The following is a 24,620-nucleotide window of genomic DNA, read 5'->3' as shown; positions in this document are numbered from 1 at the left end:
CCATGAGCCATCGTAACGACGAGCTCGACCCGCAGGGGATCGCTGCGCGCCGCGAGGTGCTGGGGGATGCCTACGTCGACCGCTCGCTGGACGGCGCCGACGACTTCAGCTGGCCGCTGCAGGAGCTGGTGACCCGCAACTGCTGGGGCGATATCTGGACCCGCGAGGGCCTGCCGCGGCAGACTCGCAGCCTGGTCAACCTGGGCATGATGGTGGCCCTCAACCGCCCCCATGAGCTCAAGATTCACCTCAAGGGCGCGCTCAACAACGGCTGCACGCCGGCGGAAATCCGCGAGGTGCTGCTGCAGAGCGCTGCCTACTGCGGCTTCCCGGCGGCCATCGACGGTTTCCGCGTGGCTCGTGAGGTACTCGCCGAAGAGGGCATCGCGTTCCGCGATGGCGAGTGAGACAGTGCAGCAATAACAACCAGACAGGAGGAAGGATCATGCACGCCACCCTATCCCTGCGCCGCCACCTGGGCACGGCGCTGATGTCCGCGGCCCTGGTTGCCGCTACCCCGGCGCTGGCCGGCGAGTCGCTGAGCATCGGCGTGGCGCCCAGCGCCAGCGGCTGGTACTTCGGCTACTCCGAGGTCTCGCGCATCGTCAGCGGCGCCACCGACCACGAGATCTCGGTACGCGAGACCGGCGGTTCGCGAGAGAACGCCATTCGCCTGCGCGGCGGTGAGATCGACCTGGCGCTGATCGACGCCATCGGCGCCTACGAGGGCTACCATGGTGAAGGCCAGCAGACCGACCACCATAACCCCGACATGCGGGTGATCACCTGGGTCGCGCCCTCTACCATGCACTGGGCGGTGCGCCAGGATCGCAATATCGAGACCTTCGAGGACCTCGAGGGCGAGCGCTTCAACCCCAGCAGCATTGGCGGCGGCGGCGAGTACATCACCGACATGGTGTTCGAGGTGCTCGGCATCCAGCCCGACTTCCAGCGCATGCGCATGGACGATGCCGCCGAAGCGGTGGTCGACGGGCGCATCGTCGGCTTCAGCTACAACGGCGTGCCGCCGATCCCGGCCTTCACCGAGGTGCACTCGTCGCGGCCGCTGCATATCCTGTCGTTCAGCGACGAGCAGCTCGAGGCAGTGACCGAAGCGCTGCCGTTCCTGTCACCGGCGACCATTCCCGCCGAGACCTACCGCGACATGCCCGAGGCCACCACCCTGGGCACCTTCATCGGCATCGTGGCCAACAGCAGCATGGGCGAGGAGACCGCCTACGACCTGACCCGCGCCTACTGGGAGAACGTCGAGGCCATCGCCGAGAGCTTCGCCCCGGTGGAGGGCATGACGGCGCAGATCGCCCTCGACAACACCACCACGCCGCTGCATCCAGGCGCGCTGCGCTACTACCAGGAGGCCGGCCTGGAGATTCCCGAGGCGGCCATGCCGCCCGAGTCGCAGTAGGTCTTGTATCTAATCCCACTCTATTAACAGGCCGCCCAGGGCGGCCTGCTGCTATCCGGGGTTATCGCATCGGCGAGCCACAGCGCTTAGGCTGGAGGCGAATCTTTCGCCGGTGGTAGTGAATGGGCAAGTTCATTGTGTTGTTGATTATCGCCGTGGCGGTGACCGCGGCGCACCAGCGCGTCTGGGAGGCGGTGCCCCGGCACTGGGCGCCCTGGGAGCCGTTGGCGGTGGATGACCCGCTGACGCCGGTCAGCAAATGGAAGCTGCGCCAGCTGGCCGACGACCGACAGGGCTGCCTGGCGGCGCTGGATACGGTGCCCGACGGTGAGTTTGCCTATACCGCGCTGGACGACCATGAGCCGGTGGCGGGGTGCCCGCTTGCGAACGTGGTGCGGGTCCAGGGCAGCGGGGTCGACTTCAACGCCAGCTTCGTCGCCAGCTGCCCGCTGGCACTGGCCTGGGTCATCTACGAGCGCCAGCGTCTGCAGCCCGCCGCCGAGGAGGTGTTCGGCAGCCGCGTGACAAGCGTCGAGCACTACGGCAGCTACAGCTGCCGCAACGTCTACGGCCGTGAGACCGGGCGCCTGAGCGAACATGCCACTGCCGAAGCGTTCGACGTGGCGGGGTTCGGCTTCGCCGACGGGCGGCGCATTACGCTGCTAGGCGACTGGGACGATGACGGCGAGGCAGGGGCGTTTTTGCGCGAGGCGCGGGACGGCGCCTGCGATATCTTCGGCAACGTGCTGGGACCGGACTACAACGCCGCGCATGCCGATCACTTCCACTTCGGCATGCGCGGCTTCCGGCTGTGCCGCTAGGGGATCCTGTGGCTGAGGTCACTGGCTGAGATCGATATCCTCCTCGTCGGTCAGCGCCCCGGCGGCGGCACCCACGCCAGCGCCAATCACGGCACCGCGGGTGACACTGCCGCCGGTGGCGGCGCCTGCCCCGGCACCCGCCGCGGCCCCGACGCCGGCACCGCTGGCGGCGCGTTCGCCGGTGGTGGCGCCGCAGCCGGCCAGCACCAGCGCAGTCAAGGCGATGGCCGCCAGGCTCAGCAGGCCGCGGGTCTTGTGACGCATCTTTGCTCCGTGCACATGCATACCAGCTCTCCTTTTCCATGGTGTGCCTTTTCACCCTAGAAGCAGATGGGCGTTGGGGCAATGTGGGGTCAGGAGTGAGGCTGCTGGAATAGCATGAACTGGCGGAAAAGCTCGCCCTGACTACTGATGTTGAGCCGACTGTAGAGGCGCTTGCGGTGGTTCTTGACCGTCCCTTGGGTGATGCCCAGCTGTCGGGCAATCTCCGGTGAGCTGTAGCCGCGCAGGATTAGCCAAGCCACGTCGCGCTCACGGTCGCTGAGTACATCGCGACCGAAATCGTGCAATTGGCTGGGAGCCTGGTCGTCGATGCTGGGAAGGTGCAGGCTGCTGGCCAGCCAGAACTGGCCTATCAGCGATTCCAGCAAGGGGAAGAGGTAGGTCAGCACGGCGAGCACGTCGTCGGGTGCCGGCGTGGCCAAGGGTCGATAGAAACCGAAGGAGAGCGACAAGCAGTCGTGCTCGGTCAGGGGAAAGAAGGCCCCGGCTTCGTCATTCAGTCCCAGCTCGCGGTAGTAGGTGGCGAAATAGTCGCTGTCTCGAAACCCGGCTGGCGCCAGTTCATCCAATGACCACACGCCGCGGGCACGGTGTCGCTCCCAGTGCTGGAATATCGGATCGAGCAAATACATGCGTTCTATGTACGGTATGAGAACGCGTTGATGGCGCGTGGCATCGAGATTGTGTGCCAGGATGGCGGGGCGACCCCGGGCGGAAAAGTGGAAGGCCGCATAGCTGATGCCGGGAAAGTAAGCCGCCAGTACCTCCCCCAACCCATCGAGAAAATCCGGCGAGCGTACCAGCCCCGCCAGTTTGGCGACAGGCGTCAGGCTGGCGGGAGGTTTGGCGGCGTGACGGGACTCGTGCATGGTATATCAGCCTGTTAGAAGCCTAGCGAATATCCTCCACTAGCGCGGCGGCCTGGTCGATCCAAGGCTGCTGGTGTTGCTGTAGCGTTTGTTGCCCCCAGCGGGCGATTTCAGCGTCCATCGGATCGTAGGCCTCGGTCTGACTCGCGGCCAGTGTCTGAATCACTGCGTGGCCACAAAACGGCACATAGCCTTCCGAGTAACCGCCTTCGTGGACCATGACCAATCGCCCGGAGCAGAGCCGTTCGGCGGCGTTCAATAGCTTCTGGGTCATGGTTGCATAGGCGCCGCTGTTGAGCAGCATGCAGCCGAGGGGGTCCATGGCGCTGGCGTCGAAGCCGCAGGCTACCACGATCAGCTCGGGCCGATAGCGAGTGAGTGCCGGTATGACCACCTCGTCTAGGGCCGCCATATAGGCACCGATCCCGCTCCCGGCAGGTAGCGGCACGTTGAGGGTATAGCCGAATCCGGCACCCTCGCCGCGCTCGCTGAGGTGGCCACTATCCTGAGGATAGTTGTTGTCATGGTGGAGCGAGATGGCCAATACATCATCACGCTCCCAGAACGCTTGCTGGGTGCCATTGCCATGATGTACATCCCAGTCGATGACCGCGACGCGCCTCAGCGGATGGCGCGCCATCATCGCCATGATCGCCACCGGGATATTGCCCAGCAGGCAGAAGCCCCGGCCTCGGTCACGCTCGGCGTGGTGGCCAGGTGGTCGGCACAGCGCATAGGCGTTGTCGCAGCGGCCGCTAAGCACCGCTTGCATGGCGATCATCGCCTGCCCAGTGGAGCGGCGGGCGATGGTGTAGCTGTCCTTGCGCAGCGGCGCGCACTCGCCAGCATCACCGAAACCGCGCTCGCTCATCTCTGCCAGCCGGTCGAGGTAGGCGGAGGTGTGAAAGCGCAGCAGGTCCTCCTCGCTCGCCGGTTCACCCTTGAGCAGGACCAGCTCATCGATCAGGCCACTCATCTCCAGCAGGTTACGCAGGCGCCGCTTGGTCTCTGGATGCTCTGCCGCGGCGGCGGGTTGCACGAACTCTCCCGGGGCGTCGAAGATCGAACACGGGCCGGTATCGTGCCACATGCAGTGTTCATGAAAGGCAAACCCGGTGCGTGGCATGGTCGACTCCTCAGGCCAGGACGATGAATAGCAGCACACTAAAGGCCGCGGCGATCAAGACATAGGGAAGCTGGGTCAGGGCGTGCTGCAGCGGCGTCACACTGCAGCCACGGGCGCTCAATACCGTGGAGTCGCCGAAGAAGCAGGCGTGCGAACCAAAGGCTCCCGCCGAGATCATGGCGCCTAGGGTCAGTGGCAGCGAGGCGCCGGTGGCGAGCGCCAGCGGAACCACGATGGGAAAGGCAATGGCATAGACGCCCCAGAAGGAGCCGGTGGCAAAGGCGAGGCCGGCGAGTATCACGAAGGTCACTGCTGGCAGCCACTGACCCGCCATGACCGGCATGACCCAGTCGATCAGTGTCTCGGCCAGGCTCAATTGCTCGTTGACGTCCTGCAGGATGAAGGCGGCGAAGACGATACCCAGCGGCACCAGCATGAACTGCAGTCCCTTGATGATCTCGTCGAACAGGCGGTTGAGCGGTGCCATGTCCTGGGCCACGTAAAGCCCGAGGGTCACCAGCAGGGCGAACGCCACACCGATCAGTGCATCGATCTCGAACCACCAGGTGGCGAAGATCAGCGTTGCCATCGGCAGCAGGAAATTGATCAACCTAGCGGGACGATGCGTGAACTGCTCGGGATTTTCCTCTTCGTTGTTCTCGGGCAACCGCTCTTCGTCGCCCTGTTCGGCACGCTTCATCTTGCCCAGCGCCGGGATCAGTCCGCCAGCGACCAGCAGCACCACGATCAGCGCCACCCAGGGGTAGAACAGATAGGGGATGAGCGTCAGGTAGTAGCTGAAGCCCTGGCCGGTGTCGGCAACGTCATGGCTCTCCAGCAGTCCCGAGAGGTAGATGGCCCAGGTGGAGAAGGGAATGATCAGGCAGATGGGCGCTGCGGTCGAGTCGACGATATAGGCCAGCATCGAGCGCGATATCTTGAGCTTGTCGGCCAGCCGTTTCATCGCCGCCGAGACGGTCATGGCGTTGAGGTAGTCATCGATGAAGATCAGCACGCCGAGCCCGACACTGCCCAGCAGCGCACTGCGGCGCGTGGTGAAGTAGCGTCCGGCGGCACGACTGAACGCTTCCGTGCCGCGCGCGAACTGCAGCAGGCCAATCAGGCTGCCGAGCAGGCCGCAGACCAGGATGATCCAGCCCATGGTGGGGTCCTGCATCACCCCCAGGCCGCTGGCCGCCATGTCCTGTACGGCGGTGCTGGGCGAGAGCATGATGAAGCCGCTCAGTGCTCCGGCCAGCAGGGCTTCCAGCGTACGCCGCGTGAGCAGCGCCATGCTGATGACCACGGTGGTAGGGAGCAGGCTGTAGAGCCCGTAATAGTCACTATCGATCAGCGCGAAGCCGCTCAGGCTGGCGACCAACACGACAGCGAGAAACAGCAGGCCGCCCTTGGTGGCACTGCCGAAGCGCTGAGAACGGCCCGTCAGGCCCGAAGCGTTGTGCGACATGGTAGATGACCTTTGTTGTTATGCGGTCTGCTATTGGTAGCACCGCTGGGGCGTCGCCCGCATTGTCCCCAAGGGGATAACGCAGGTTCACCGCGCGGCTGCTGCTGGGTGATGCAGTGGATATTGCCGCCGCCGAGCAGGATCTCCCGGGCCGGGATGCCGATTACCCGCTTGTCGGGGAAGAGGCCCTGGAGGATCGCCTTGGCCTCCTCGTCGTGGGCGGGGTCGAGGAAGGGCATCACCACCACCGAGTTGCCGATGTAGAAGTTGACGTAGGAGCCGGCCATGCGGTCGCCGGGCTGGCGCGGGTGGGAGCTGTCGAGGCGATCCAGGCCGCTGGCCTCGTCCTCGGCGATAGTCAGCGGCCCCGGCTGGGGCAGCTTGTGCACGCTCAGCGGCCGGCCCTTGGCGTCGCGGGCGCTCTCCAGCACCGCCAGCGCCTCGCGGCAGATGGCGGCCTGGGGGTCGGCGGCGTCGTCGCACCAGCTCAGGGCCACCTGGCCGGGGGCCACGAAGCAGCACAGGTTGTCCACGTGGCCGTTGGTCTCATCCAGGTGGCAGCCGCGCGGTAGCCAGATCACCTTGTCGATGCCCAGGTACTCCCTGAGCACCGTCTCCATCCCCTCGCGGCCCATCTCGGGGTTGCGGTTGGCGTTGAGCAGGCACTCCTCGGTGGTGATCAGGGTGCCCTCGCCGTCCACGTGGATGGCGCCGCCCTCCAACACCACCGGCGCCTCGAAGCGCGGGATGCCGAGCATCTCGGCGACCTTGGTGCGGATGCGCTTGTCCTTGTCCCAGGGGAAGTAGAGCCCCCCCTTGAGGCCGCCCCAGGCGTTGAACACCCAGTCGACCATGGCCAGGCGGCCGTCCGGGTGGGTCAGGAAGGTGGGGCCCATGTCGCGCATCCAGGCGTCGTTGCTGGAGAGTTCCACCACGCGGATATGGGCGGGCAGCTGGTGGCGGGCGTTCTCGTACTGCTCGTCGTTGACGCCGACGAACACCGTCTCGCTCTCGGCGATGGCGCAGGCCACCGCGACGAAGGCCTGCTGGGCCGGCTTGGCCCCGTAGCGCCAGGTGTCGGGGCGCTGCGGCCAGAGCATCCAGCAGGCGTCGTGGGGGGCGAACTCGGCGGGCATATGAAACCCCAGGGCGGCCGGGGTGGCGGTCTCGGCGATGGGGCTGTCGAGCATTGGCTGGTGCATGGCGATTCTCACAGGTGGCCGACCATCAGGAAGATCGCGGCGGCGATAACGGCGGCGATCAGTACGTAGGGCAACTGGGTCAGGGCGTGGGCCATGGGCGTACAGCCGCTGCCCTGGGCGGAGAGCACCGTCGAGTCGCCGTAGAAGCAGGCGTGGCTGCCGAAGGCGCTGGCCGAGATCAGCGCGCCGATCACCAGCGGCATATGGCTATCCATGCTGGCGGCCAGCGGCAGCACGATGGGCATGGCCACGGCGAAGATGCCCCAGAAGGAGCCGGTGGCGAAGGCCAGGAAGGCCATGGTGACGAACACCACCGCCGGCAGCATCCCCGGGCTCATCAGCGGCTGGACAGTGGCGATCACGTAGTCGGTGAGCCCCAGCACGTCGTTGACCTCCTTGAGGGTGAAGCCGGCCACCAGGGTGCCCAGCGGCATGATCATCGCCTTGAAGCCATCCAGGGCGGTATCGAAGGTGTCGTGGAAGCTCAGCAGCCGCTGGACGGCGATCAGCACCAGGGTCACGGCCAGCGCCACGATGACGCCGCGCAGGATGTCGATCTCGAAGTACCAGGTGAAGAAGATCAGGGTGGCGATGGGCAGCAGGAAGTTGAGCAGGTGCGGGCGCTTCTTGCCGCTGTCTTCCACCTCCAGGGCGTTGTCGTCGACGCCGTCCGGCATCAGCTGGCCGGCGGCGGCGCGGGCCTCGGCGGCCTTCATAGGGCCGAGGTTGGGAATCCAGCCCATGGCCACCAGGGGCACCACGGCGGCGGCCACCCAGGCGTAGAACATGTACGGAATGGCCTCGATATACAGGCCCATGCCGTTGCCGGCAACGTCGTTCTCCTCCAGCAGGCCGGCGAAGAACACCGCCCAGGTGGAGAAGGGCACCAGGATGCAGATCGGCGCCGCGGTGGAGTCGACGATATAGGCGAGCTTCTCCCGCGAGACCTGGAAGCGGTCGGTGATCTTCTTCATCGAGGCGCTGATGGTCAGCGCATTGAGGTAGTCGTCGACGAAGATCACCAGCCCCAGCACCCAGGTGGCCAGCAGGCTCTGGCGACGGCTATGGATGCGCTTGGTGACGGCGTCGCCGAAGCTGAGCACGCCGCCGGTCTTGACCAGCAGGGCGATCAGGCTGCCGAACAGGCCGCAGACCAGGATGATCCAGGTCACGGTGTCGTTGCCCAGCACGCTGAGCAGGATATCCGAGCCCTGGGTGACCACCGTGGTGGGGTCGATCATCAGCAGGCCCACCAGGGCCCCGGCCAGCAGCGACTCGATGGTGCGACGGGTGATAACGGCCATGCCCAGCACCACGGCGGTGGGGAGCAGGCTCCAGGCGCCAAAACTTTCCATACAACACTCTCTATTTATCGTTGTGGTAGCTATTCGATTCTTAATCGAGAAGGTGCCGATTTATGTCGCGAGCGAAGACGGGCTGGCCGCCGCCGGAGCACAGCAACCGGAGTTGACAGTTTGCTCAATGAGGATTGCGAGCACCGCCGGCGGTCAGGATGTCGAGCGCAGCAATAAATCGGCCCTTCTCAGAGGAAGCCGTCGGCCTTAAGGGACGCCGTGACGGCGGTGAAGGCCTCGTCAAGGATCGCCACCGCCCGGTCGACGGTGTCGCGGTCCCAGATCAGCGGCGGCGAGATGATATTGAGGTGGCCCACCGGGCGAATGATCAGGCCGCGGCTCTGGGCCTCGGCGGCGACCCGGTCGCCGACCCGTGCCTCCACCGGCAGCAGTTCCTTGGTGGCCTTGTCGGCGACGTTCTCGATGGCCAGCATGAAATGGCTGCCGCGCACGTCGCCCACCGTCGCGTGATCCGAAAGCGTCTTGAGCTGCTGCGCCAGGTAGGGCCCCACCTCGCGGACGTTGGCGCAGATGGCCTCGCGCTCGATGATCTCGATATTCTTGAGCGCCGCCGCACAGCTCACCGGATGGCCGGAGTAGGTGAAGCCGGTGCTCAGTACGCCGCCCTTGCCCTGGGGGGTGCCCAGCACCTCGAAGAGCTCGTCGGAGATCAGGGTGGCGCCCAGCGGCGCATAGCCCGAGGAGAGGCCCTTGGCGCAGTTGATGATGTCCGGCTGGGTATCGAAGACCGCCTCCGAGGCGAAGAAGTGGCCCAGGCGGCCGAAGCCGGTGACCACCTCATCGGCGATGAACAGGACGTCGTGGGCGCGGCACACCGCCTGGATGCGCGCGTGATAGCCCGCCGGCGCCATAAGCACGCCACCGGCGCCCATGATCGGCTCGGCGATAAAGGCGGCGATGTTATCGGCGCCGATCTCGGCGATGCGCTCCTCCAGCTCGGCCACCAGGTGGTCGCAGTAGGCCGCCTCGCTCATGCCCTCGGGGCGCCGGTAGAGGTTGGCCTCGCTGAGGTGGGTGACCAGGTGATCCAGGGTATCGAAGTCCCAGTTGTTGCTTTCGATGCCGGTCAGGCTCGCCGCCAAGTAGGTGGTGCCGTGGTAGGCGTTGTTGCGCGACAGGATTCGCTTCTTGCTGGGCTTGCCCAGGCGATTGAAGTAGTAGTGCACCAGGCGAACGGTGGCGTCGTTGGCCGTCGAGCCGCCGCAGCTGAAGAACACGTGGTTGAGATGGGCCGGGGCCAGCTCGGCGAGCTTGGCGGCCAGCTCCGCCGCCGGGGCGTTGGAGAGGTTGTTGAAGGTGGAGAAGTAGGCCATGCGGGTGGCCTGGTCGGCCATGGCCTGGCCGATCTCGGCGCGACCGTGGCCGACGTTGACGCACCACAGGCCGGCGATGCCATCGATAAAGCGATTGCCGTGGACGTCTTCCACGTAGATGCCGTCGCTGTCGGTGATCAGATCGCAGCCCTCGTCGTGGAAGCGGCTGTAGTCGGTGAAGGGGTGGATGAAGTGATCCTTGTCCTTCTGCCACAGCGCCTGGGCGTCGAGGTCCTGGCGGGTGCTGGCGTTCGGGGGCCGCGGTGCGGAGCGCTTGATAGTCGGTGTCGGGGGCATGGTCGTGGCCTCGTCTGTTGTTATCGATAGCGCCAGACTAGCTAGGGGCGACTTGGCGGGAACATATCCCGATTGGGGTATGGTGGTAGGCAGGGCCGCTTTCTAAGCTGGCAACACCCTATAACCACAACGCAACGAGGCAGCCATGACGCACTCCATCGATGAGCAACGACTGTGGGATTCGCTGATGGCGATGGCCGAGATCGGCCCCAGCCCCAACGGCGGCAGTCACCGGCTGGCGCTTACCGACGAGGACGCCGCCGGCCGGCACCTGCTGATCGAATGGGGCCAGGCGCTGGGCCTTGCGCTGCGCGTCGACCGCGTCGGCAACATGTTCCTGCGCCGTGCCGGCAAGCGTGACGATCTCGATCCGATCGGCGTTGGCAGCCACCTGGATACCCAGCCCAAGGGCGGGCGCTTCGACGGCGTGCTGGGGGTACTGGCCGGCCTCGAGGCGCTGCGTACCCTCGACGATCACGGCGTGGTCACCCAGCGGCCGCTGGAGCTGGTGGTGTGGACCAACGAGGAGGGCAGCCGCTTCGCCCCGGCCATGGTCGCCTCCGGCACCTATGCCGGTGTGTTCAGCGTCGACTCGACCCTGGCGCGACGCGACCGCGACGGCGTGAGTCTCGGCGAGGCGCTCACTGCGACCGGCTTCAACGGCGAGATGGCGGTGGGCGAGCCGCGCCTGGCAGGCTTCCTCGAGCTGCATATCGAGCAGGGGCCGGTGCTGGAGGAGAACCACGAGGCGATCGGCGTAGTGACCGGCGTGCAGGGCATGCGCTGGTTCGACGTCACCCTGCGCGGCCAGTCCTCGCATGCCGGCCCCACGCCGATGCGCTACCGGCGCGACGCCCTGGCCGCTGCGGCGCGCTGCATCGACCGCCTCCAGGCCCACGCCCTGGCGGATCCCAGCGGCGACACCAAGGTCACCTGCGGCACCCTGGAGATCGACGCGGCCTCGCGTAACGTGGTACCCGGCGAGGTGCGGCTCAGCTTAGACCTGCGACACATCGATGAGGGTGAGCTGGATGCCCTGGAAGCGCGCTTCGAGGAGGAACTGGCCGCCGCCGGCGAGGCCTTCGGCGTGGAGGCGAAGAGCGAGCGCATCTGGGCCTCGCCGGTGGTGAGCTTCGATGCCGGCTGCGTCGACGCCGTGGAGGGCGCCGCCAAGGCGCGCGGCATGGCCTACCGGCGCATGCTGAGCGGCGCCGGCCACGACGCCGTCTATGTGTCGCGGGTCGCGCCCACGGCGATGGTCTTCATCCCCTGCCGCGACGGCATCAGCCACAACGAGGTGGAGTACTCGAGCCCCGAGCAGTGCGCCCTGGGCGCCCAGGTACTGTGCGATGCGCTGGTGGAACTGGCGAATCGCTAGACGACTCTGCTAACCGCTGCGCTGGCGCGAGACCAGCGCCACGTGATCGAGGAACAGCCGGAACAGCTGCGTCTGGCTGGAGACCGCCAGGCGCTGGTAGATATGCTTGCGGTGCACCTTGACGGTGCCGTCGCTGATCTCCAGCGCGCGGGCCGCCGACTTGGTCGAGTGGCCGGCCAGCAGTAGCCGTACGATCTCCTGTTCGCGGGCGGTGAGCGCCTCGCGGCCGAAGCTGGCAAAGGCCGCCTCCACCGGCTCGCGCTCGTCGAGACGCTGCTGAAACTGCCCGCCCTGCCACTTCCAGTACTCCTCGAGCAGCGCCTCGACCAGCGGCGCCAGGTGGCGCAGCGCCTGCAGCGCGCGGCGCGTCAGCGGCGGCGAGTTGCTGCCGAAGCCCAGCGATACCGCGATCACCACCTGCTCGTCGACCCGCGCGAACAGTCCCACTTCGTCGTGCAGCCCCAGGTCGCGGTAGTAGCGGTGGTAGTAGTCGCTCGACTCGAAGCGGTCCGGCGCCAGCTCGCGCAGGCGCTGGGCGCCGTGGTCGAGGCCGTCGCTGACCGCGGTGAAGAAGGGATCGAGCAGGTAGGCCTCGCTCAGGTAGCGTTCGATGCCCTGTTCGCGCTGGGCCTCGGGGTAGTCGTCGTGGATCAGCAGCGGCCGGCGGCGGCCGCGGTAGGCGTTGATCAGGATGGTATCGTAGGCCACCAGCTCGCGCAGGCAGTGATCCAGCTGGCGCGGGAAGTCGACGCTGGCAACGCCACGCAGCAGGCGCGCCAGCTGCTGGTGCCAGGCAAGGCATTCGGGGCGTGCGAGCAGGTCGGTGTGGGGCATGTCGGGTCCGGGGAGTACTGATTGACGAAGCCTGAGCGTATCACGCTGCGCTGGCCTCTTATCCTGGCGACACGCTTACTCTACACTCGAGACTGCTTGCCTTCGGGATAAGGACCACGAGTCGATGCTGGGATTTCTGCAGGGGTTTTCCTATGGACTGTTCATGACCTGCCTGCCGTGGCTGCTGGTGGGGCTGGCCAACCCGCGTCTGGCGGTGCCGCTGGCCTCGCCCAACCGCTGGCAGGTCATCGCCCGCTACTGCCTGCTGTTCCCGTTCGTGAGCGTGCTGCTGTGGCTGACATCGCTATGGGGCGGCTTTTCGCCGAGCCTGATCGGCTGGCTGGCGGGGCTGGGGGCGATCGCCGCATCGCTGCCGCTGGAGCGGCGGCTGCGCGGCTGGTGGGCACGGCGCGGCGAACGGCGCCGCCAGGTCCAGCTGGCGCGTGATGCGGAGCGCCAGCGGGCGGAGCAGGAGCGCAGCGCCTACGAGGCCGGCGTGGCGGTGCTCGACCCGGCGCGACCGCCAGCGGACGCCGATGACCTGGTGCGCTCGCTGTGTGCTGCCAAACAGCGCCTGCTCGACGTGCATCGACCCGACCTGGCGATCCAGGCCGACCGTGTCTACAGCCGCTACCGCCACGTGATGGGCGTGCTCGGCGGACGCTTCGAGCGCGGCGAGTTGGCCTTCGAGCGTTCCCGCGAGCTGGTCAGCGAGGTGTGCCTGGGGGCGGTGGACAACCTGACCTCGATGGCCTCCCAGGCCAGCGGCGTGGTGGGGGTGGACGAGAGCTTCGTGCGTCGCCGGCTGGCCAAGCAGGCCCAGCTCAGCGTCGAGGAGCGGGTGGCACTCAAGCGGCGCCTGGAGCTGCTCGAGAGCACGGAGCGGCGCCTCAAGCAGCTGGCGGCGCGCAACGAGTCGGCGCTGACCGTGCTCGACGATACCGCGGTGGCCATGGCGCGTATCGAAACCCAGCGTCCCCAGGCCTCGCGCGGTACCGACCTGGCGCTGGAGGAGCTGCGCCGCTTCGTCGAACGTGCCGAGCGCTACGGGCGCAGCAGCGACTGAGCGCCTAGGGCTGGGTGACGCTGATCACATAGCTGCCCACATCGCTGCTGTTGAATGCCCTGGCGGTTACGCGATAGTGGCCCGCCTCCAGGCGCACGGTCAGCTGCGCGTCGACCCCGTCGCCGCTATCGTCATCGCTCAGGTAGAGTTCCTCGCCTTCGATTTCCAGGTAGGCGTCGACCTCGCTCGAGCGCATGTCGATCACGTACATGCCCGGGGTCTCGATCTGCAGGCTGTAGTGGTCGCGGGCGCCAGGTACCAGGCGTGCGGCGCGCGCTTCGTCAAGGCTCAGCTCGCTACCCTCGTCATCGGTGACGGCTTGCGTCCGCGTGGCAAGGCGAAAACGGCCGCTGCCCGAACCGAAGCTGCCGGCGCTGATGGTGTACTGGCCGGGATCGAGGAGTGTCTGGAGGCGTGCATCGAGGCCGCTGCCGCTGTCGTCGTCGCTGATCGTCACGCCGTTGCCGGTGAGCGTCAGGTAGCTGTCGAAGTCCTCCGACTGCATGTCGATGACCACGTCGAGGCGTTCGCTCAGCGTGATCTGGTAGTCGATCTCTTCGCCGTGGAACCAGCCGTCGACCTGGGTATCTAGGTCCAGCGGACCTCCGTGGTGCAGCTCGCCACCGTCTGGCATGCGCTGGGCGGCGATATCCAGGGTGTATAACCCCCGGTCTTCGCCAAAAGAGGGGCGGGCTATCAGGGTGTACTCTCCGGCATCGAGCTGGGCGGTGAGTCGTGCATCGAGATGCTGGCCGCTGTCATCGTCGCTGAGCGCCAGGCCGTTCGGGCCGGACAGTTCCAGATAGGCATCCAGATCTTCCGAGCGCATGTCGATGCGGTACACTCCGGCCTCCTCGATATGCAGCCGGTAGCGGTTGCCGTCACCGTCCAGCCAGCCGGTCAGCTCGATGGGCGCGGTGATGTCGCCTGCGCTGCGCGTTTCCAGCTGTTGGCTGTCGAGGCGATAGGGACCGAAGCTGCGCGCATCCTCGCCACTGACGACCAGCATATGGTTGCCGTCTTCGGCGATTCGCTGGCGGAGCTTGGCGCCGGCAGCGTCATCGCTGGCTGCCAGCCACTCGCCGTCGGGGGCGAACAGCGACAGGCTGCCGCGCAGGGCCCCGCCGAGTTCGAACTCGACCACGCTGCCCGCCTCAAGCATGAGGTGATGCCGCTGGTAGAAGCTGCCGTCCTTGCCGTTGAGTTCGTCACTACTGGTGATCTCTCCGGTCAGGCGTTCGCCGAGCGCTGCCACTTGGGGGGCTGGCGCGCCGACGCTGTCATTGGCATGGCTGGCGCCTAAGCCCGTTGTCAGCATCAGGCCGAGGAGGAGGGTGCGAGAGATCGTGAACGTGGCCACTGGGTCTTCCTTGTGCGAGGGCATGGATAATACGAGCGCGGCGGCATAGGCCAATACGTTGATGAATCATAGAGCCTCTGGCGAAGATGAACAGCGTCGATCAGTCGATTATCGGCGCTGAACCAGGTGAGGTAATCTAGGCTGACAGCCGAGACGCAAGGAATTTCTGCCATGAGCGAGCAAGACCCGCAGCGTTCACCGCTTTCGCTACCGCCGCTGGCCGAGATCGAGCGGGAGCTCGATGAAGCGGACGCCCTCGATACCGACCCCGGTGTCGAGCAGGCCTCCGCCGACCCCGAGCTCGAATCCATGGCCGCGGCCTTCGTCGACGACGTGCTGGCCGACGACGCCGATGCCGACCTGGCGCGCAAGCGCCGCGCGGTGGATGAAATGGGACGCGAGCTGCAGCAGCAGGCCGCCCACCAGAGCGCGATGCTGCAGACCCCGCTGCGCAAGCTGGCCCACCAGGGCGATGATGGCGGCCCGGTGGCCCAGGCGCTGGTCGACCTGCGCGGGCGTATGCAGAGCCTCGACCCGGGCCAGCACCGTCTGGCGGCGAGTCCGCTGGACCGCGTGCTGGCGCTGGTGCCGGGGGCTGGCAGCCGCCTGCAGCGCTACTTCCGCAAGTTTGAGAACGCCCAGCAGGCGCTGGATGCGATCATCGCCGACCTCGAGAGCGGTCGCGACATGCTGAACCGCGACAACATCACGCTGGGCGACGACCAGGAGGCGCTGCGCGCCTCCCTCAGCCAGCTCAATCGCCAGGTCGAACTGGGGCGGCTGATCGACGCACGGCTGCAGCAGGCCATCGCTCGCCGCGACGAGAACGACGAGCAGCGGCGTTTCGTCGAGGAGGAGCTGCTGTTTCCGCTGCGCCAGCGGATCGTCGACCTGCAGCAGCAGCAGGCGGTGAGCCAGCAGGGCGTGCTGGCGCTGGAAGTGATCATCCGCAACAACCGCGAGCTGATGCGCGGCGTCGACCGGGCCATCAACGTCACCGTCTCGGCGCTGACGGTGGCGGTCACGGTGGCGCTGGCGATGGCCAACCAGCGGCTGGTGCTGGATCGTGTCGAGGCGCTCAACACCACCACCTCGCAGATGATCAGCGGAACCGCCAAGGCGCTGCGTCAGCAGGGTGTCGACATCCAGACCCGCGCCTCGTCGGCGATGCTCGACATGCAGGCGCTGGAAGAGTCGTTCGGTGAGGTGATGGGCGCCATCGACGACCTGTCGCGCTACCGGCGCGAGGCGCTGCCGGCCCTCGACGCCCAGATCGATCGCCTGGCGCAGCTGGCCGACCAGGGCGGGGCGGCGGTGTCGCGCTATCAGCGCGGCAATCGTGCTCAGCCCGGTGAAGACGCTAGCCCGGACGGGCCCTGAACGTCAGCCCTGGCGGAAGCGCGCGCTGGCGTCGCGGAAGGCCTTGCGCGCCAGGCCCGCACCGTCTTCCAGGCCGCGGGCCAGGGAGCTGAATGCCGCCTCGCTGGCCCAGCGCAGGGCATCCAGGCGCACTTCCAGCTCGACCCGGCGACGCTTGAGACGCTCGAGGTCGTCGGCGTAGCGGCTGCGGGCCTCGTCGCCGGCCTGGCGCGCCTTGGCGGCCAACGCGTCGATCTCGGCATCGAGTCGCTTCAGCGCCGCCTTCAGGCGGGCGAAGAGATCATCTTCAGGTTGCATGGTGGCGCTCCTCTCGGTGGCTGCCGTTACCCTGAGTCTAGCGTGTCATGCGGCGTGTCGGCCATCGCCGCAGCACATCACGCCTTATCCAGGCCGATACAGGAGGCATCGCCATGCTGCCCATCGAAGGACTCGATCATCTGGTGCTACGCGTGGTCGACCTCGACGCCATGCGCCGCTTCTACTGCGAGGTGCTGGGCTGCGAGGTGGCCCGCGACAAGCCGGAGATCGGGCTGCTGCAGCTGCGCGCCGGCGATGCGCTGATCGACCTGGTGCCGGTGGACGGGCCGCTGGGCCGCCAGGGGGGCGCTGCGCCGGGCCGCGAGGGACGCAACCTGGCGCACTTCTGCCTGCGCCTGTCGCACTTCGATGCCGCCGAGCTCAGCGCTCATCTGGCCGCTAACGGCGTTGAACCCGGCGAGGTCAAGAACCGCTTCGGCGCCCGCGGGGACGGTCCGTCGCTGTATATCGACGACCCCGAAGGCAATACCGTCGAACTCAAGGGGCCACCGGACTAGCGCTGCCTCACGCCGGTGGCGCGTCGTCGATGACGATACGGTCGCGGCCGGCGCGTTTGGCGCGATACAGGCGCCGGTCGGCCAGGGCCAGCAACTGCTCGCGGTCGAGGCTGCCGTCGGCGGGGGTGGCGCTGGCGATACCGACGCTGGCGGTAACCCGCTCGGCCTCGGGGTGGGGCAGTGCCAGGCCGTGAATCGCGCGGCGAACGCGCTCGGCGACCCGCTGCGCCGCGTCGAGATCGGTATTGGCCAGTACGCAGACGAACTCCTCTCCGCCGTAGCGCGCCACCAGGTCGCCGGGTCGCGTCACCACCCCGGCAATTGCCTTGGCCAGGGCGCGCAGGGTGTCATCGCCAACGGCATGCCCCAAGTGGTCGTTGTAGGCCTTGAAGTGATCGACATCAAGGAAGATCACCGCCAGCGGCGTGCCTTCCCGGACGCTGCTCTCCCAGCTTGCCGCATAGACGTCATCGAAGCAGCGCCGGTTGGCGATGCCGGTAAGCCCGTCGACGGTCGAGATCTGGTGCAGCTGGTCGCGCTGCTCCAGGCCACGCTGAAAGGCGTTCAACAGCTCGTCGAGACTCTCGACCAGCTCGCCCAGTTCGTCGTTGTGATGGTGGCCGAGTGCCGGCTTCGGCCACTCGCCGGGGCGCTGTGGGTCGGTGGCGGCGATCGCCGTGTGCACCTTGAGCAGCGGGCGGGTGATGAAGACGTGAAACACCACGACCACCAGCGCGGCGATGGCAAAGGCCTTGAGCACGCTGAGTAGAAACACCATGCGGCTGCGTTCGATGAAGGCGCTGCCGAGGCTATCCAGCGCCAGGCTCAACTCGATCTCACCCACGCTGCTTGACGGGCTGCCCTGGCCGAGGTCGTAGTCGAGGCTGGCGCGATAGTGAAGAATATCGCCGAACAGGCGCTCGATCAGCCAGCCGGCCTGGCTGTCACGGCTCAGCTCGCGGCTGGCCATGACCCGCTCGAAGTCGTCGCGGATCACCACCTGCTGGACGTTGCCGGCGGCAAACAGGCCGTCGATGACCTGGTCGGCGAGGTCGGGATTGAGCTGGAAAGCGGCCTCGGCGGCGGTGCCGTTGACCAGGCGCAGGGTGTGGGTGGTCTGCTCGCGGACTTCGTCGCGCAGCGTGCGCAGGTCCGAGGCCAGCTCCAGGGCCCCGGCGACGATGCTCAGCAGAATGGCAATCAGCAGCGTCAGGCCGGCCTGCTTGGCGGTGAGGCTGCGGCGCGTCACGGAGCGATGCCCAGTGTATCGAGCACCTCGGCCTCGATCCTGGCGCTGACCCCGCTGCGCCGCTGGTCGTCCAGGGCGCGCTGCAGGTCGGCGAGGAAGGTTTCGGAGACCGATGGGTGGCAGGCCAGGTAGAGGTCGACCGCGTGGAAGTCGAACAGCTTGCGCAGCTCGACCCCGGCTTCGGCGGCAAGTGCCTGGGCCGGCAGCTCGCCGGTGACCCACACGTCGATCAGCCCGGAGGCGAGGCGCTGGACGTTGTCACGCTCCTGGCTGGCCACGGTAACGGGGATGCCGTGGGCCTCGACGTGCTGGCCTACCGCATCTTCGCGAAAACTGCCCACCGTCAGGTTCGTCAGGTCATCGAGGCTGTCGGCCATCAGTGGGCTGTCGATGGACACGAAGGCCGCCCAGCGGTTGCTGGCCAGCGGCCCGACCCAGCGGAACTGGTCCTCGCGCTCGGCGGTGCGGCTGGTCGAGTAGGCGCAGTGCTGTTCGCGCAGGCGTGCCTCGGTGATGGCACGTGCCCAGGGCATTAGCCGGAAAGCGGCGCTATGGCCAGTGTCATCCAGCGCGCGCTGCAGCATGCGCGTGGCTTGACCCTCGACCCGACGCTGGTCGTCGAGGTAGTTGAAGGGCGGGTACTCCTCGGTGGTAAAGACGACGCCGCTGCCGGCGAGGCGCGTCAGCCGGCCCACCTGCTCGAGGGTCTCGAGTGCCGCCTGCATGGTTTTGACCAGTGCCGGGTCGGTGTCGCGATTGATGGCGAAGTAGAGGTCGGACTCGCTCAGCGTATAGACCGGCTCGAACTGGCGGGTGTCGATGCCGTGCTGCTCCATCAGCCAGAAAGCGACGTTCTGGCTGTAGGCCCACAGGTCGACGCGGCCGTGCTCGAGCATCTTCAGCGCACTGAGGTTGGAGATCGCCGGGCGCAGCAGGTCGTCGCTGACGCCATTCTCGGTGAGCCGCTGGGCGCCAATATCCTCGCGAATCACCGCGATGCGGTAGTCGTGGGTGGCCAGGTCGTCGAGGGTGTCGAGACGAATACCGCTGTCGCGCCGGGCCAACAGCGTAACGCTGTCGCGGGCGATGGGGCCGACCCACTGGAAGAGTGCTTCGCGCTGCTCGGTACGGGTGGTGGAAAACAGCACCGTGCCTGGCTCGCTGAGGGCGAGGTCGTAGCCGCGCGCCCAGGGGTAGTAGTGCACGGCATTGCGGTCGAGCGGGGTCACGGTGACTTCGAAGAGCGCCTCGAGCACCTCGATGGCGACGCCTTCCAGGCGCCCGTCTTGGCGATAATTATAGGGCGGATACTCTTCGGTGATGAAGGTCAGCCGTTCCAGCGCAAGGGCCGAGGAAAGCGGCAGAACCAGGCATAATGCCAGCAGCAGCCTTGCTATCATGGGCGCAGTATTCTCTCTCTGGACGCATCTCGGGATGCGGTGGCGTTCGCCATGTTGCCTCTGGCCGTCAAGCAAAGCCGACCACTTGTTTAGATTATCGGCAGCTTGGCTTCAAGCTAGAGGAAAACCGTTGGCCTGTCATTCAATCGACGGCGTTGCAATGCCGCATGGTGGCCAGTACCGCGCTGCTGGTAGTCTTGTCGAGCCACGCTCACAAAGGAATGTCCCATGAGCCATACCGGCGTCGTGCCCCGCACGCGAGCCTCGCGTAAGGAGATACTGGGCTGGGCGATGTTCGACTTCGCCAACCAGGCCTACACCCTGCTGATCATCACCGTGGTGTTCGGCGAGCTGTTCACCACGGTGATCGTCGGCGACCGCGGCGACGACTATCGCCTGGCCAATCTGCTGTGGAGCCTGGCGCTGGCGCTGAGCTATCTGATGGTGGTGATCAGCGGCCCGCTGTGCGGGGCGGCGATGGACTACTCGGCGAGCAAGAAGCGCTTCCTGTTCGTCAGCTACCTGGCCACCATCGCCACCACCGCGATGCTCTACTTCGTGGCACCCGGCTACGTGCTGTTGGGGTTCGTGCTGATTACCCTCTCCAACTACGCCTACTCGATGGGCGAGTCATTCATCGCCGCCTTCCTGCCCGACCTCGGCCCGCCGCGGGATCTGGGCAAGATCTCCGGCTTCGGCTGGGCGCTGGGCTATGTCGGCGGCCTGTTTGCCGCCGGTTTCACGCTGGTAGTACTGGGCGAGGCCACTGCCGAGAACTTCGAGCGTATCCGCTGGGTGGGGCCGTTCGCCGCGGGTTTCTTCCTGGTCACGGCGATCCCCACCTTCCTGTGGCTCAAGGAGCGCGGTACGCCCCAGGCGCTGCCTGCCGGCATGACCTACTACCGCATTGCCCGTGAGCGGGTCGCCCAGACGATCCATGACCTGCGTCGCTTTCGCGACCTGGGCGTGTTCCTGGTGTCGCTGCTGTTCTCGATGGCCGGTGTCTATATCATCATCGCCTTCGCCTTCATCTACGGCGCCCAGGTGATCGGCTGGGACGAGTCGATCCGCAATATCATGTTCATCATCGTGCAGATCACCGCCGCGGCCGGGGCGCTGGGCTTTGGCCTGATCCAGGATCGCATCGGGGCCAAGGTGACCTATATCGGCACCCTGCTGCTGTGGGTGGCGGCGATTTTCGCCATCTGGGCCACGCCCGAGCTCACCGCCTGGCTCAACGCCCAGTGGGGACTCGACTGGGAGGCGCAGCATCTGTTCCTGGTGGTCGGCTGCCTGGCGGGGCTCAGCCTGGGCTCGAGCCAGTCGGCCAGTCGCGCCCTGGTGGGGCTGTTTTCGCCGCTGGAGAAGTCGGCGGAGTTCTTCGGCTTCTGGGGCCTGGCCAACAAGCTGGCCGGGGTGTTCGGTATCATCTGCCTGGGGCTGCTGCAGTCGGTGGTCGGCCTGCAGGCCTCGATCCTGCTCTGCGCGGGGCTGTTCATCGTCGCCATCCTGATCTGCCTGGCGGTGAACCAGGCCCGCGGGCAGCGGGTCGCCGAGCAGTGGCAGGCGCCTGATCGATGAGTGAGCCGCTGACGCTGCTGGTCATCGGCCTTACCTTTCTGCTAGGCGGGGCAGTCAAGGGCGTGATCGGCATGGGCATGCCGACCATCGCCCTGGCGCTGCTTACCGCCAGCGTCGGCCTTCCGGCGGCGGTGGCGCTGATGCTGGTGCCCACCTTCATCACCAACGTATGGCAGGCCCTGGTCGGCGGGCAACTCAAGCTGATCGTGTTGCGGCTATGGCCGTTCCTGATCGCGGCGCTGGTGGCCATCTGGCCCGGCGTCACGCTGCTGGCACGGCTTGATCCAGGCTGGCTGTCGACCCTGCTGGGCGTGCTGATCGTCACCTATGCGCTGCTCAACCTGTGGCGTCGCCAATCCTTGAACGTCCGCCACGAGCGCCGCGCCGGGGTCGCCTGCGGCGTCGTCAATGGCATGCTGACCGGCATGACCGGCTCCTCTGTGTTCCCCGGGGTGCCCTACCTGCAGGCGCTGGGCCTGCCTCGCGAGGTGCTGATCCAGGCCATGGGGGTGCTGTTCACCCTCTCGACACTGGTGCTGGCGGCATCGATGGGCGGCCAGCGGCTGCTCGACGCCGAACTGGTCGGAATCTCCAGCCTGGCCGTGCTGCCGGCGCTGCTGGGCATGCGGCTCGGCCGCCGGCTGCGGCCGCGGCTCTCCGAGCAGGTCTTTCGGCGCTGCTTCTTCATGGGACTGCTGCTGTTGGGCGGCTACCTGATACTCGGCTAAAGAAGCCGTATGGTTGGCCGATAACCGTTATAAGCGGCTTAACGTCTGTCAGTCGCGATCGGGCCAGCCGCGAAGGATTGCCCGTCTCCACAAAGGCGGAAAAGCAGGTCTCTAGTATTCCGTTTGCTGTGGAGATACCACTTTGACGCCCTCCTCCCCCCCTCATTCATTATTTGGTGATATCACGGCAAGAGCACCTGATGCACCTGTGCCGTGGCAGGATCAATCATTCTTCGAGCTCATTGATACTGGGGCAGAAAGACGCTTCGACCGTTTGACAGGCTTGGTAGCCGATATTCTTGGCACGCCCATTTGCCTGGTCACACTGTTAGATGACCAGCGAGTCTGGATCAAGTCCGCCGTCGGCATTCAGCTTGGCTGCAAGCTCCCCCACGAGGCCTGGTTCTGTCAGCTGACGCTGGAGAATGGCTTCCATGAGGTGAGCAAACAGGGCAATGGACCTTTCTTCGAGAAGGTGTCGCAAATGCTCTGTCATGATGACTTGGGTTTTTATGCAGGCTTGGCAATAAGAGATTTGCAAGGTAAAGCGGTGGGAACCTTGTGTGTCCTTGATCAACAGCAGCGGAAATTGAATGACGTAGAAAGACATCGATTTGCACGATTGGCAGAACTGGTTGAACATGAAATCCAGTTTACTGATCGATTGAAGCTCACTCAGGCCGATCTTGTCGAGCAGGCGTTGATTGACCCAGCAACGTCACTGCCTCGTCAGCTCATTGGGCACGATTGTCTTCTGTCGGTAATCGAATCTGCAAATCAGCGTAACGCCAAGGTCGCGCTGGCGGTTGTGCATTTTATTCAATATGACGAAATGGCGAGTGCTTATGGAGAGCAGGCGCGCGATGAGGCAATGCACCTGTTTAGCAAGAGGCTGAAAGCTATCAGCGGACAGCATGGCATGGTGTCCCGCCCCCTACCTGATCGAATGCTGATAGCACGTGGTGATATTGCTTCGATATCCTCAGCTCATCAATGGGCTGAACACATCTACTATGAGGCGATTCGCCCTTACGATATTGCCAATGGCAAGCGTAGTGCCCAAGTGGCGGTGGGTGCTTGTCTATATCCCGATCAATCCGACGGGGCCGAGGAGCTGTCCCGCCGTGCGAATATTGCCAAGCCCAGTCAGGGTGGGTTCAGTTTTTATGACGAAGGCGATGAATCACGGGTGCTGCGTCGTGATCAGATGACTCGGGCATTTATCGAGTCACTGGCTCAGAGCCGATTGAACTTGGTTTTTCAACCTATTGTGAGCTATAGCACAGGCCGGGTCGTCGCCTGTGAGGCCTTGACGCGCTGGGAAGACTCCGAGCTTGGGACGGTGAGTCCCGGAGAGTTCATTCCAATCGTCGAAGATAACCCCATGCTATGCCAAGAGTTCACACGCTGGGTGTTGCTACGAGCTTGCCAGGCGGCTCGTGTGTGGAATGATATGCTGGATGAACCTGTGAGAGTCAATGTCAATATCTCAGGCACTGAGCTTTATCGCGAGGGACTCATTGAAGATATTGACGCAGCCTTGATGTCAGCAGGTCTTGCGCCTGAACAGCTCGTCATCGAGGTAACCGAGCAGGCTCTTATCCAGAGTATTGATCGTGCGGTCAAGACGCTTGAAAAGCTGAGATCGCGGGGGGTTATGACCGCGTTGGACGATTTCGGTACCGGCTACTCTTCGCTTAGCTATCTGCGCCAACTTCCACTGGATACTCTCAAGATTGACCGTAGCTTTATCATCGATCTAGCAACCGACTGCACCGCCCGCGAAGTGACACGTGGTATCGTCAATATTGGTGATGCTTTGAAAATCAATGTCGTGGCAGAAGGTGTCGAAACAGAGGCTCAACAGGCGGTACTCAGTGATATTGGCATTGAGCACATGCAAGGATATCTCTGGCATCGTCCAATAGCCTGCGAAGCGTTGGGTGAGATACTTACACGAGCCAATGCCACCATTGGGGGGATCAGGCCGGACGCTTGAGCGCGAAACGGTCGCTGGCGCGCAGGTAGTCGCTGCCCGCCAGGCGGCCGATCGGCCTGAGTGCGTCGAGATCGACGTGACGGCCGTTCCACACCGCCGGGTCGGCATGGATGACCTGCACCTCGGCGATGACCAGATTGCCGGCCATGGGGCCTTCGCCGAAGCGCAGGATGTCGCGCACCCGGCAGCCGAAGGCCACCGCCGCCGCCGCGACCCTGGGCACCCTTAGCGGCGGCATCTCGGCCTTGGCCAGGCCGGCGTGTTCGAATTCGTCCTGCTCCGGGGCCAGGCTGGCGCTGGTGGCGTTGAGGGCCTCGGCCAGCGCTTCACCTCCAATATGGATCACGCACTCGGGCACCGCGGCGAGATTGCGCAGGGTGTCCTTGGACTCGGCCTGGCCGTTGAGCAGCGGCGAGAACACCAGCACCGGCGGCGCGACGCTTGCCACGTTGAAGAACGAGAAGGGCGCCAGGTTGGCGGTACCGTCGGCGTCGATGCTGGCGACCCAGGCGATCGGGCGCGGGGCAATGCTGCCGCTGAATAGTCGGTACAGTGCGCCGGCGTCCCAGGCGTCGGCGGGCAGGGCAGTAGCGGTCACGATACGTGTCTCCAAGCGATGGCAGGTGTCGCTATACGAGCATCGAATCGGC

General features: G+C 65.7%; 23 protein-coding genes. 10 read left to right on the top strand and 13 right to left on the bottom strand.

What is annotated here, in order from left to right:
• Window positions 1-2 precede the first annotated feature (2 nt).
• From QC821_RS08180 to QC821_RS08170, 3 genes are all read left to right on the top strand, one after another.
• On the top strand, window positions 3-407 hold the full coding sequence (locus QC821_RS08180) for a carboxymuconolactone decarboxylase family protein (protein ID WP_309719509.1): 405 nt from the start codon (window positions 3-5) through the stop codon (window positions 405-407).
• A gap of 38 nt (window positions 408-445) precedes the next feature.
• Entirely contained in the window at window positions 446-1,426 is a 981-nt protein-coding gene (locus QC821_RS08175; RefSeq protein ID WP_309719507.1) for a TAXI family TRAP transporter solute-binding subunit, read from the top strand.
• A gap of 122 nt (window positions 1,427-1,548) precedes the next feature.
• Entirely contained in the window at window positions 1,549-2,247 is a 699-nt protein-coding gene (locus tag QC821_RS08170; RefSeq protein ID WP_309719504.1) for an extensin-like domain-containing protein, read from the top strand.
• An 18-nt stretch (window positions 2,248-2,265) separates the two neighbouring features.
• Here the strand turns inward: QC821_RS08170 and QC821_RS08165 are convergent, their stop codons facing one another.
• The 7 genes from QC821_RS08165 to QC821_RS08135 form a co-directional block, all read right to left on the bottom strand.
• The gene (locus QC821_RS08165; protein ID WP_309719502.1) at window positions 2,266-2,511 is read right to left on the bottom strand and encodes a hypothetical protein; all 246 of its coding nucleotides are present in this window, start codon (window positions 2,509-2,511) and stop codon (window positions 2,266-2,268) included.
• Window positions 2,512-2,600: 89 nt separating this feature from the next.
• On the bottom strand, window positions 2,601-3,398 hold the full coding sequence (locus QC821_RS08160; protein WP_309719499.1) for a helix-turn-helix transcriptional regulator: 798 nt from the start codon (window positions 3,396-3,398) through the stop codon (window positions 2,601-2,603).
• Window positions 3,399-3,420: 22 nt separating this feature from the next.
• A complete protein-coding gene (locus QC821_RS08155; protein ID WP_309719496.1) occupies window positions 3,421-4,524 on the bottom strand; it encodes a class II histone deacetylase in 1,104 nt (367 codons plus the stop codon).
• Window positions 4,525-4,534: 10 nt separating this feature from the next.
• A complete protein-coding gene (locus tag QC821_RS08150) occupies window positions 4,535-5,992 on the bottom strand; it encodes a Na+/H+ antiporter NhaC family protein (protein ID WP_083700796.1) in 1,458 nt (485 codons plus the stop codon).
• Window positions 5,968-7,194 (bottom strand): agmatine deiminase, encoded by a 1,227-nt coding sequence (gene aguA / locus QC821_RS08145; RefSeq protein WP_309719492.1) that lies wholly within the window; start codon window positions 7,192-7,194, stop codon window positions 5,968-5,970. The genes QC821_RS08150 and aguA overlap by 25 nt, the downstream gene beginning before the upstream one ends.
• 8 nt (window positions 7,195-7,202) lie before the next feature.
• On the bottom strand, window positions 7,203-8,549 hold the full coding sequence (locus QC821_RS08140) for a Na+/H+ antiporter NhaC family protein (protein ID WP_309719490.1): 1,347 nt from the start codon (window positions 8,547-8,549) through the stop codon (window positions 7,203-7,205).
• A gap of 188 nt (window positions 8,550-8,737) precedes the next feature.
• Window positions 8,738-10,180 (bottom strand): aminotransferase, encoded by a 1,443-nt coding sequence (locus tag QC821_RS08135; RefSeq protein WP_309719487.1) that lies wholly within the window; start codon window positions 10,178-10,180, stop codon window positions 8,738-8,740.
• Window positions 10,181-10,325: 145 nt separating this feature from the next.
• Here QC821_RS08135 and QC821_RS08130 point away from each other — a divergent pair, with 145 nt between their 5' ends.
• Window positions 10,326-11,558, top strand: coding sequence for a Zn-dependent hydrolase (locus QC821_RS08130; protein WP_309719484.1), 1,233 nt, complete (start codon window positions 10,326-10,328; stop codon window positions 11,556-11,558).
• A gap of 9 nt (window positions 11,559-11,567) precedes the next feature.
• On the opposite strand, the gene QC821_RS08125 is transcribed toward QC821_RS08130, so the two are convergent.
• Window positions 11,568-12,392 carry a helix-turn-helix transcriptional regulator gene (locus QC821_RS08125; RefSeq protein WP_309719480.1) on the bottom strand — a complete coding sequence of 275 codons (825 nt, stop codon included), beginning with the start codon at window positions 12,390-12,392 and terminating at the stop codon, window positions 11,568-11,570.
• A gap of 124 nt (window positions 12,393-12,516) precedes the next feature.
• Between QC821_RS08125 and QC821_RS08120 the strand changes: the two genes are divergently transcribed.
• A complete protein-coding gene (locus QC821_RS08120) occupies window positions 12,517-13,458 on the top strand; it encodes a cobyrinic acid a,c-diamide synthase (RefSeq protein WP_309719477.1) in 942 nt (313 codons plus the stop codon).
• 4 nt (window positions 13,459-13,462) lie between these two features.
• On the opposite strand, the gene QC821_RS08115 is transcribed toward QC821_RS08120, so the two are convergent.
• On the bottom strand, window positions 13,463-14,818 hold the full coding sequence (locus tag QC821_RS08115; protein ID WP_309719474.1) for a hypothetical protein: 1,356 nt from the start codon (window positions 14,816-14,818) through the stop codon (window positions 13,463-13,465).
• A 171-nt stretch (window positions 14,819-14,989) separates the two neighbouring features.
• On the opposite strand from QC821_RS08115, the gene QC821_RS08110 reads away from it, so the two are divergent.
• On the top strand, window positions 14,990-16,198 hold the full coding sequence (locus QC821_RS08110; RefSeq protein WP_309719470.1) for a toxic anion resistance protein: 1,209 nt from the start codon (window positions 14,990-14,992) through the stop codon (window positions 16,196-16,198).
• 3 nt (window positions 16,199-16,201) lie between these two features.
• Here QC821_RS08110 and QC821_RS08105 read toward each other — a convergent pair whose 3' ends face one another.
• Window positions 16,202-16,495, bottom strand: a complete 294-nt coding sequence (locus QC821_RS08105) for a sll1863 family stress response protein (RefSeq protein WP_191167671.1) — start codon at window positions 16,493-16,495, stop codon at window positions 16,202-16,204.
• A 113-nt stretch (window positions 16,496-16,608) separates the two neighbouring features.
• On the opposite strand from QC821_RS08105, the gene QC821_RS08100 reads away from it, so the two are divergent.
• Window positions 16,609-17,013, top strand: coding sequence for a VOC family protein (locus tag QC821_RS08100; protein WP_309719464.1), 405 nt, complete (start codon window positions 16,609-16,611; stop codon window positions 17,011-17,013).
• A 7-nt stretch (window positions 17,014-17,020) separates the two neighbouring features.
• Here QC821_RS08100 and QC821_RS08095 read toward each other — a convergent pair whose 3' ends face one another.
• The gene (locus QC821_RS08095; RefSeq protein ID WP_309719461.1) at window positions 17,021-18,262 is read right to left on the bottom strand and encodes a GGDEF domain-containing protein; all 1,242 of its coding nucleotides are present in this window, start codon (window positions 18,260-18,262) and stop codon (window positions 17,021-17,023) included.
• Complete coding sequence (locus QC821_RS08090) at window positions 18,259-19,662, bottom strand: substrate-binding periplasmic protein (protein WP_309719458.1); 1,404 nt, start codon at window positions 19,660-19,662, stop codon at window positions 18,259-18,261. The genes QC821_RS08095 and QC821_RS08090 overlap by 4 nt, the downstream gene beginning before the upstream one ends.
• Before the next feature lie 228 nt (window positions 19,663-19,890).
• On the opposite strand from QC821_RS08090, the gene QC821_RS08085 reads away from it, so the two are divergent.
• From QC821_RS08085 to QC821_RS08075, 3 genes are all read left to right on the top strand, one after another.
• Window positions 19,891-21,243 (top strand): MFS transporter, encoded by a 1,353-nt coding sequence (locus tag QC821_RS08085; protein WP_309719455.1) that lies wholly within the window; start codon window positions 19,891-19,893, stop codon window positions 21,241-21,243.
• A complete protein-coding gene (locus QC821_RS08080) occupies window positions 21,240-21,971 on the top strand; it encodes a sulfite exporter TauE/SafE family protein (RefSeq protein ID WP_309719452.1) in 732 nt (243 codons plus the stop codon). The genes QC821_RS08085 and QC821_RS08080 overlap by 4 nt, the downstream gene beginning before the upstream one ends.
• 142 nt (window positions 21,972-22,113) lie before the next feature.
• Window positions 22,114-23,970 (top strand): bifunctional diguanylate cyclase/phosphodiesterase, encoded by a 1,857-nt coding sequence (locus QC821_RS08075; RefSeq protein WP_309719450.1) that lies wholly within the window; start codon window positions 22,114-22,116, stop codon window positions 23,968-23,970.
• Here QC821_RS08075 and QC821_RS08070 read toward each other — a convergent pair.
• Entirely contained in the window at window positions 23,954-24,568 is a 615-nt protein-coding gene (locus QC821_RS08070) for a flavin reductase family protein (protein ID WP_309719445.1), read from the bottom strand. The genes QC821_RS08075 and QC821_RS08070 overlap by 17 nt on opposite strands.
• Between the last annotated feature and the right edge of the window lie 52 nt (window positions 24,569-24,620).

It is taken from the genome of Franzmannia qiaohouensis (assembly GCF_031451695.1).
In the GTDB taxonomy this organism is placed as follows: domain Bacteria; phylum Pseudomonadota; class Gammaproteobacteria; order Pseudomonadales; family Halomonadaceae; genus Franzmannia; species Franzmannia qiaohouensis.
Note: the sequence above shows the minus strand (reverse complement) of the source record. Positions and strands in the feature narration are given on the sequence as shown.

What these genes read in the sequence shown, in the direction of transcription:
- QC821_RS08140 (WP_309719490.1), bottom strand. Translation starts at nt 8,549, where the DNA reads ATGGAAAGTTTTGGCGCCTGGAGCCTGCTCCCCACCGCCGTGGTGCTG.
- QC821_RS08110 (WP_309719470.1), top strand. Translation starts at nt 14,990, where the DNA reads ATGAGCGAGCAAGACCCGCAGCGTTCACCGCTTTCGCTACCGCCGCTG.
- QC821_RS08130 (WP_309719484.1), top strand. Translation starts at nt 10,326, where the DNA reads ATGACGCACTCCATCGATGAGCAACGACTGTGGGATTCGCTGATGGCG.
- QC821_RS08165 (WP_309719502.1), bottom strand. Translation starts at nt 2,511, where the DNA reads ATGCGTCACAAGACCCGCGGCCTGCTGAGCCTGGCGGCCATCGCCTTG.
- QC821_RS08170 (WP_309719504.1), top strand. Translation starts at nt 1,549, where the DNA reads ATGGGCAAGTTCATTGTGTTGTTGATTATCGCCGTGGCGGTGACCGCG.
- QC821_RS08160 (WP_309719499.1), bottom strand. Translation starts at nt 3,398, where the DNA reads ATGCACGAGTCCCGTCACGCCGCCAAACCTCCCGCCAGCCTGACGCCT.
- QC821_RS08085 (WP_309719455.1), top strand. Translation starts at nt 19,891, where the DNA reads ATGAGCCATACCGGCGTCGTGCCCCGCACGCGAGCCTCGCGTAAGGAG.
- QC821_RS08150 (WP_083700796.1), bottom strand. Translation starts at nt 5,992, where the DNA reads ATGTCGCACAACGCTTCGGGCCTGACGGGCCGTTCTCAGCGCTTCGGC.
- QC821_RS08080 (WP_309719452.1), top strand. Translation starts at nt 21,240, where the DNA reads ATGAGTGAGCCGCTGACGCTGCTGGTCATCGGCCTTACCTTTCTGCTA.
- QC821_RS08155 (WP_309719496.1), bottom strand. Translation starts at nt 4,524, where the DNA reads ATGCCACGCACCGGGTTTGCCTTTCATGAACACTGCATGTGGCACGAT.
- QC821_RS08180 (WP_309719509.1), top strand. Translation starts at nt 3, where the DNA reads ATGAGCCATCGTAACGACGAGCTCGACCCGCAGGGGATCGCTGCGCGC.
- QC821_RS08135 (WP_309719487.1), bottom strand. Translation starts at nt 10,180, where the DNA reads ATGCCCCCGACACCGACTATCAAGCGCTCCGCACCGCGGCCCCCGAAC.
- QC821_RS08100 (WP_309719464.1), top strand. Translation starts at nt 16,609, where the DNA reads ATGCTGCCCATCGAAGGACTCGATCATCTGGTGCTACGCGTGGTCGAC.
- QC821_RS08120 (WP_309719477.1), top strand. Translation starts at nt 12,517, where the DNA reads ATGCTGGGATTTCTGCAGGGGTTTTCCTATGGACTGTTCATGACCTGC.
- QC821_RS08125 (WP_309719480.1), bottom strand. Translation starts at nt 12,392, where the DNA reads ATGCCCCACACCGACCTGCTCGCACGCCCCGAATGCCTTGCCTGGCAC.
- QC821_RS08175 (WP_309719507.1), top strand. Translation starts at nt 446, where the DNA reads ATGCACGCCACCCTATCCCTGCGCCGCCACCTGGGCACGGCGCTGATG.
- aguA (WP_309719492.1), bottom strand. Translation starts at nt 7,194, where the DNA reads ATGCACCAGCCAATGCTCGACAGCCCCATCGCCGAGACCGCCACCCCG.
- QC821_RS08090 (WP_309719458.1), bottom strand. Translation starts at nt 19,662, where the DNA reads ATGATAGCAAGGCTGCTGCTGGCATTATGCCTGGTTCTGCCGCTTTCC.
- QC821_RS08105 (WP_191167671.1), bottom strand. Translation starts at nt 16,495, where the DNA reads ATGCAACCTGAAGATGATCTCTTCGCCCGCCTGAAGGCGGCGCTGAAG.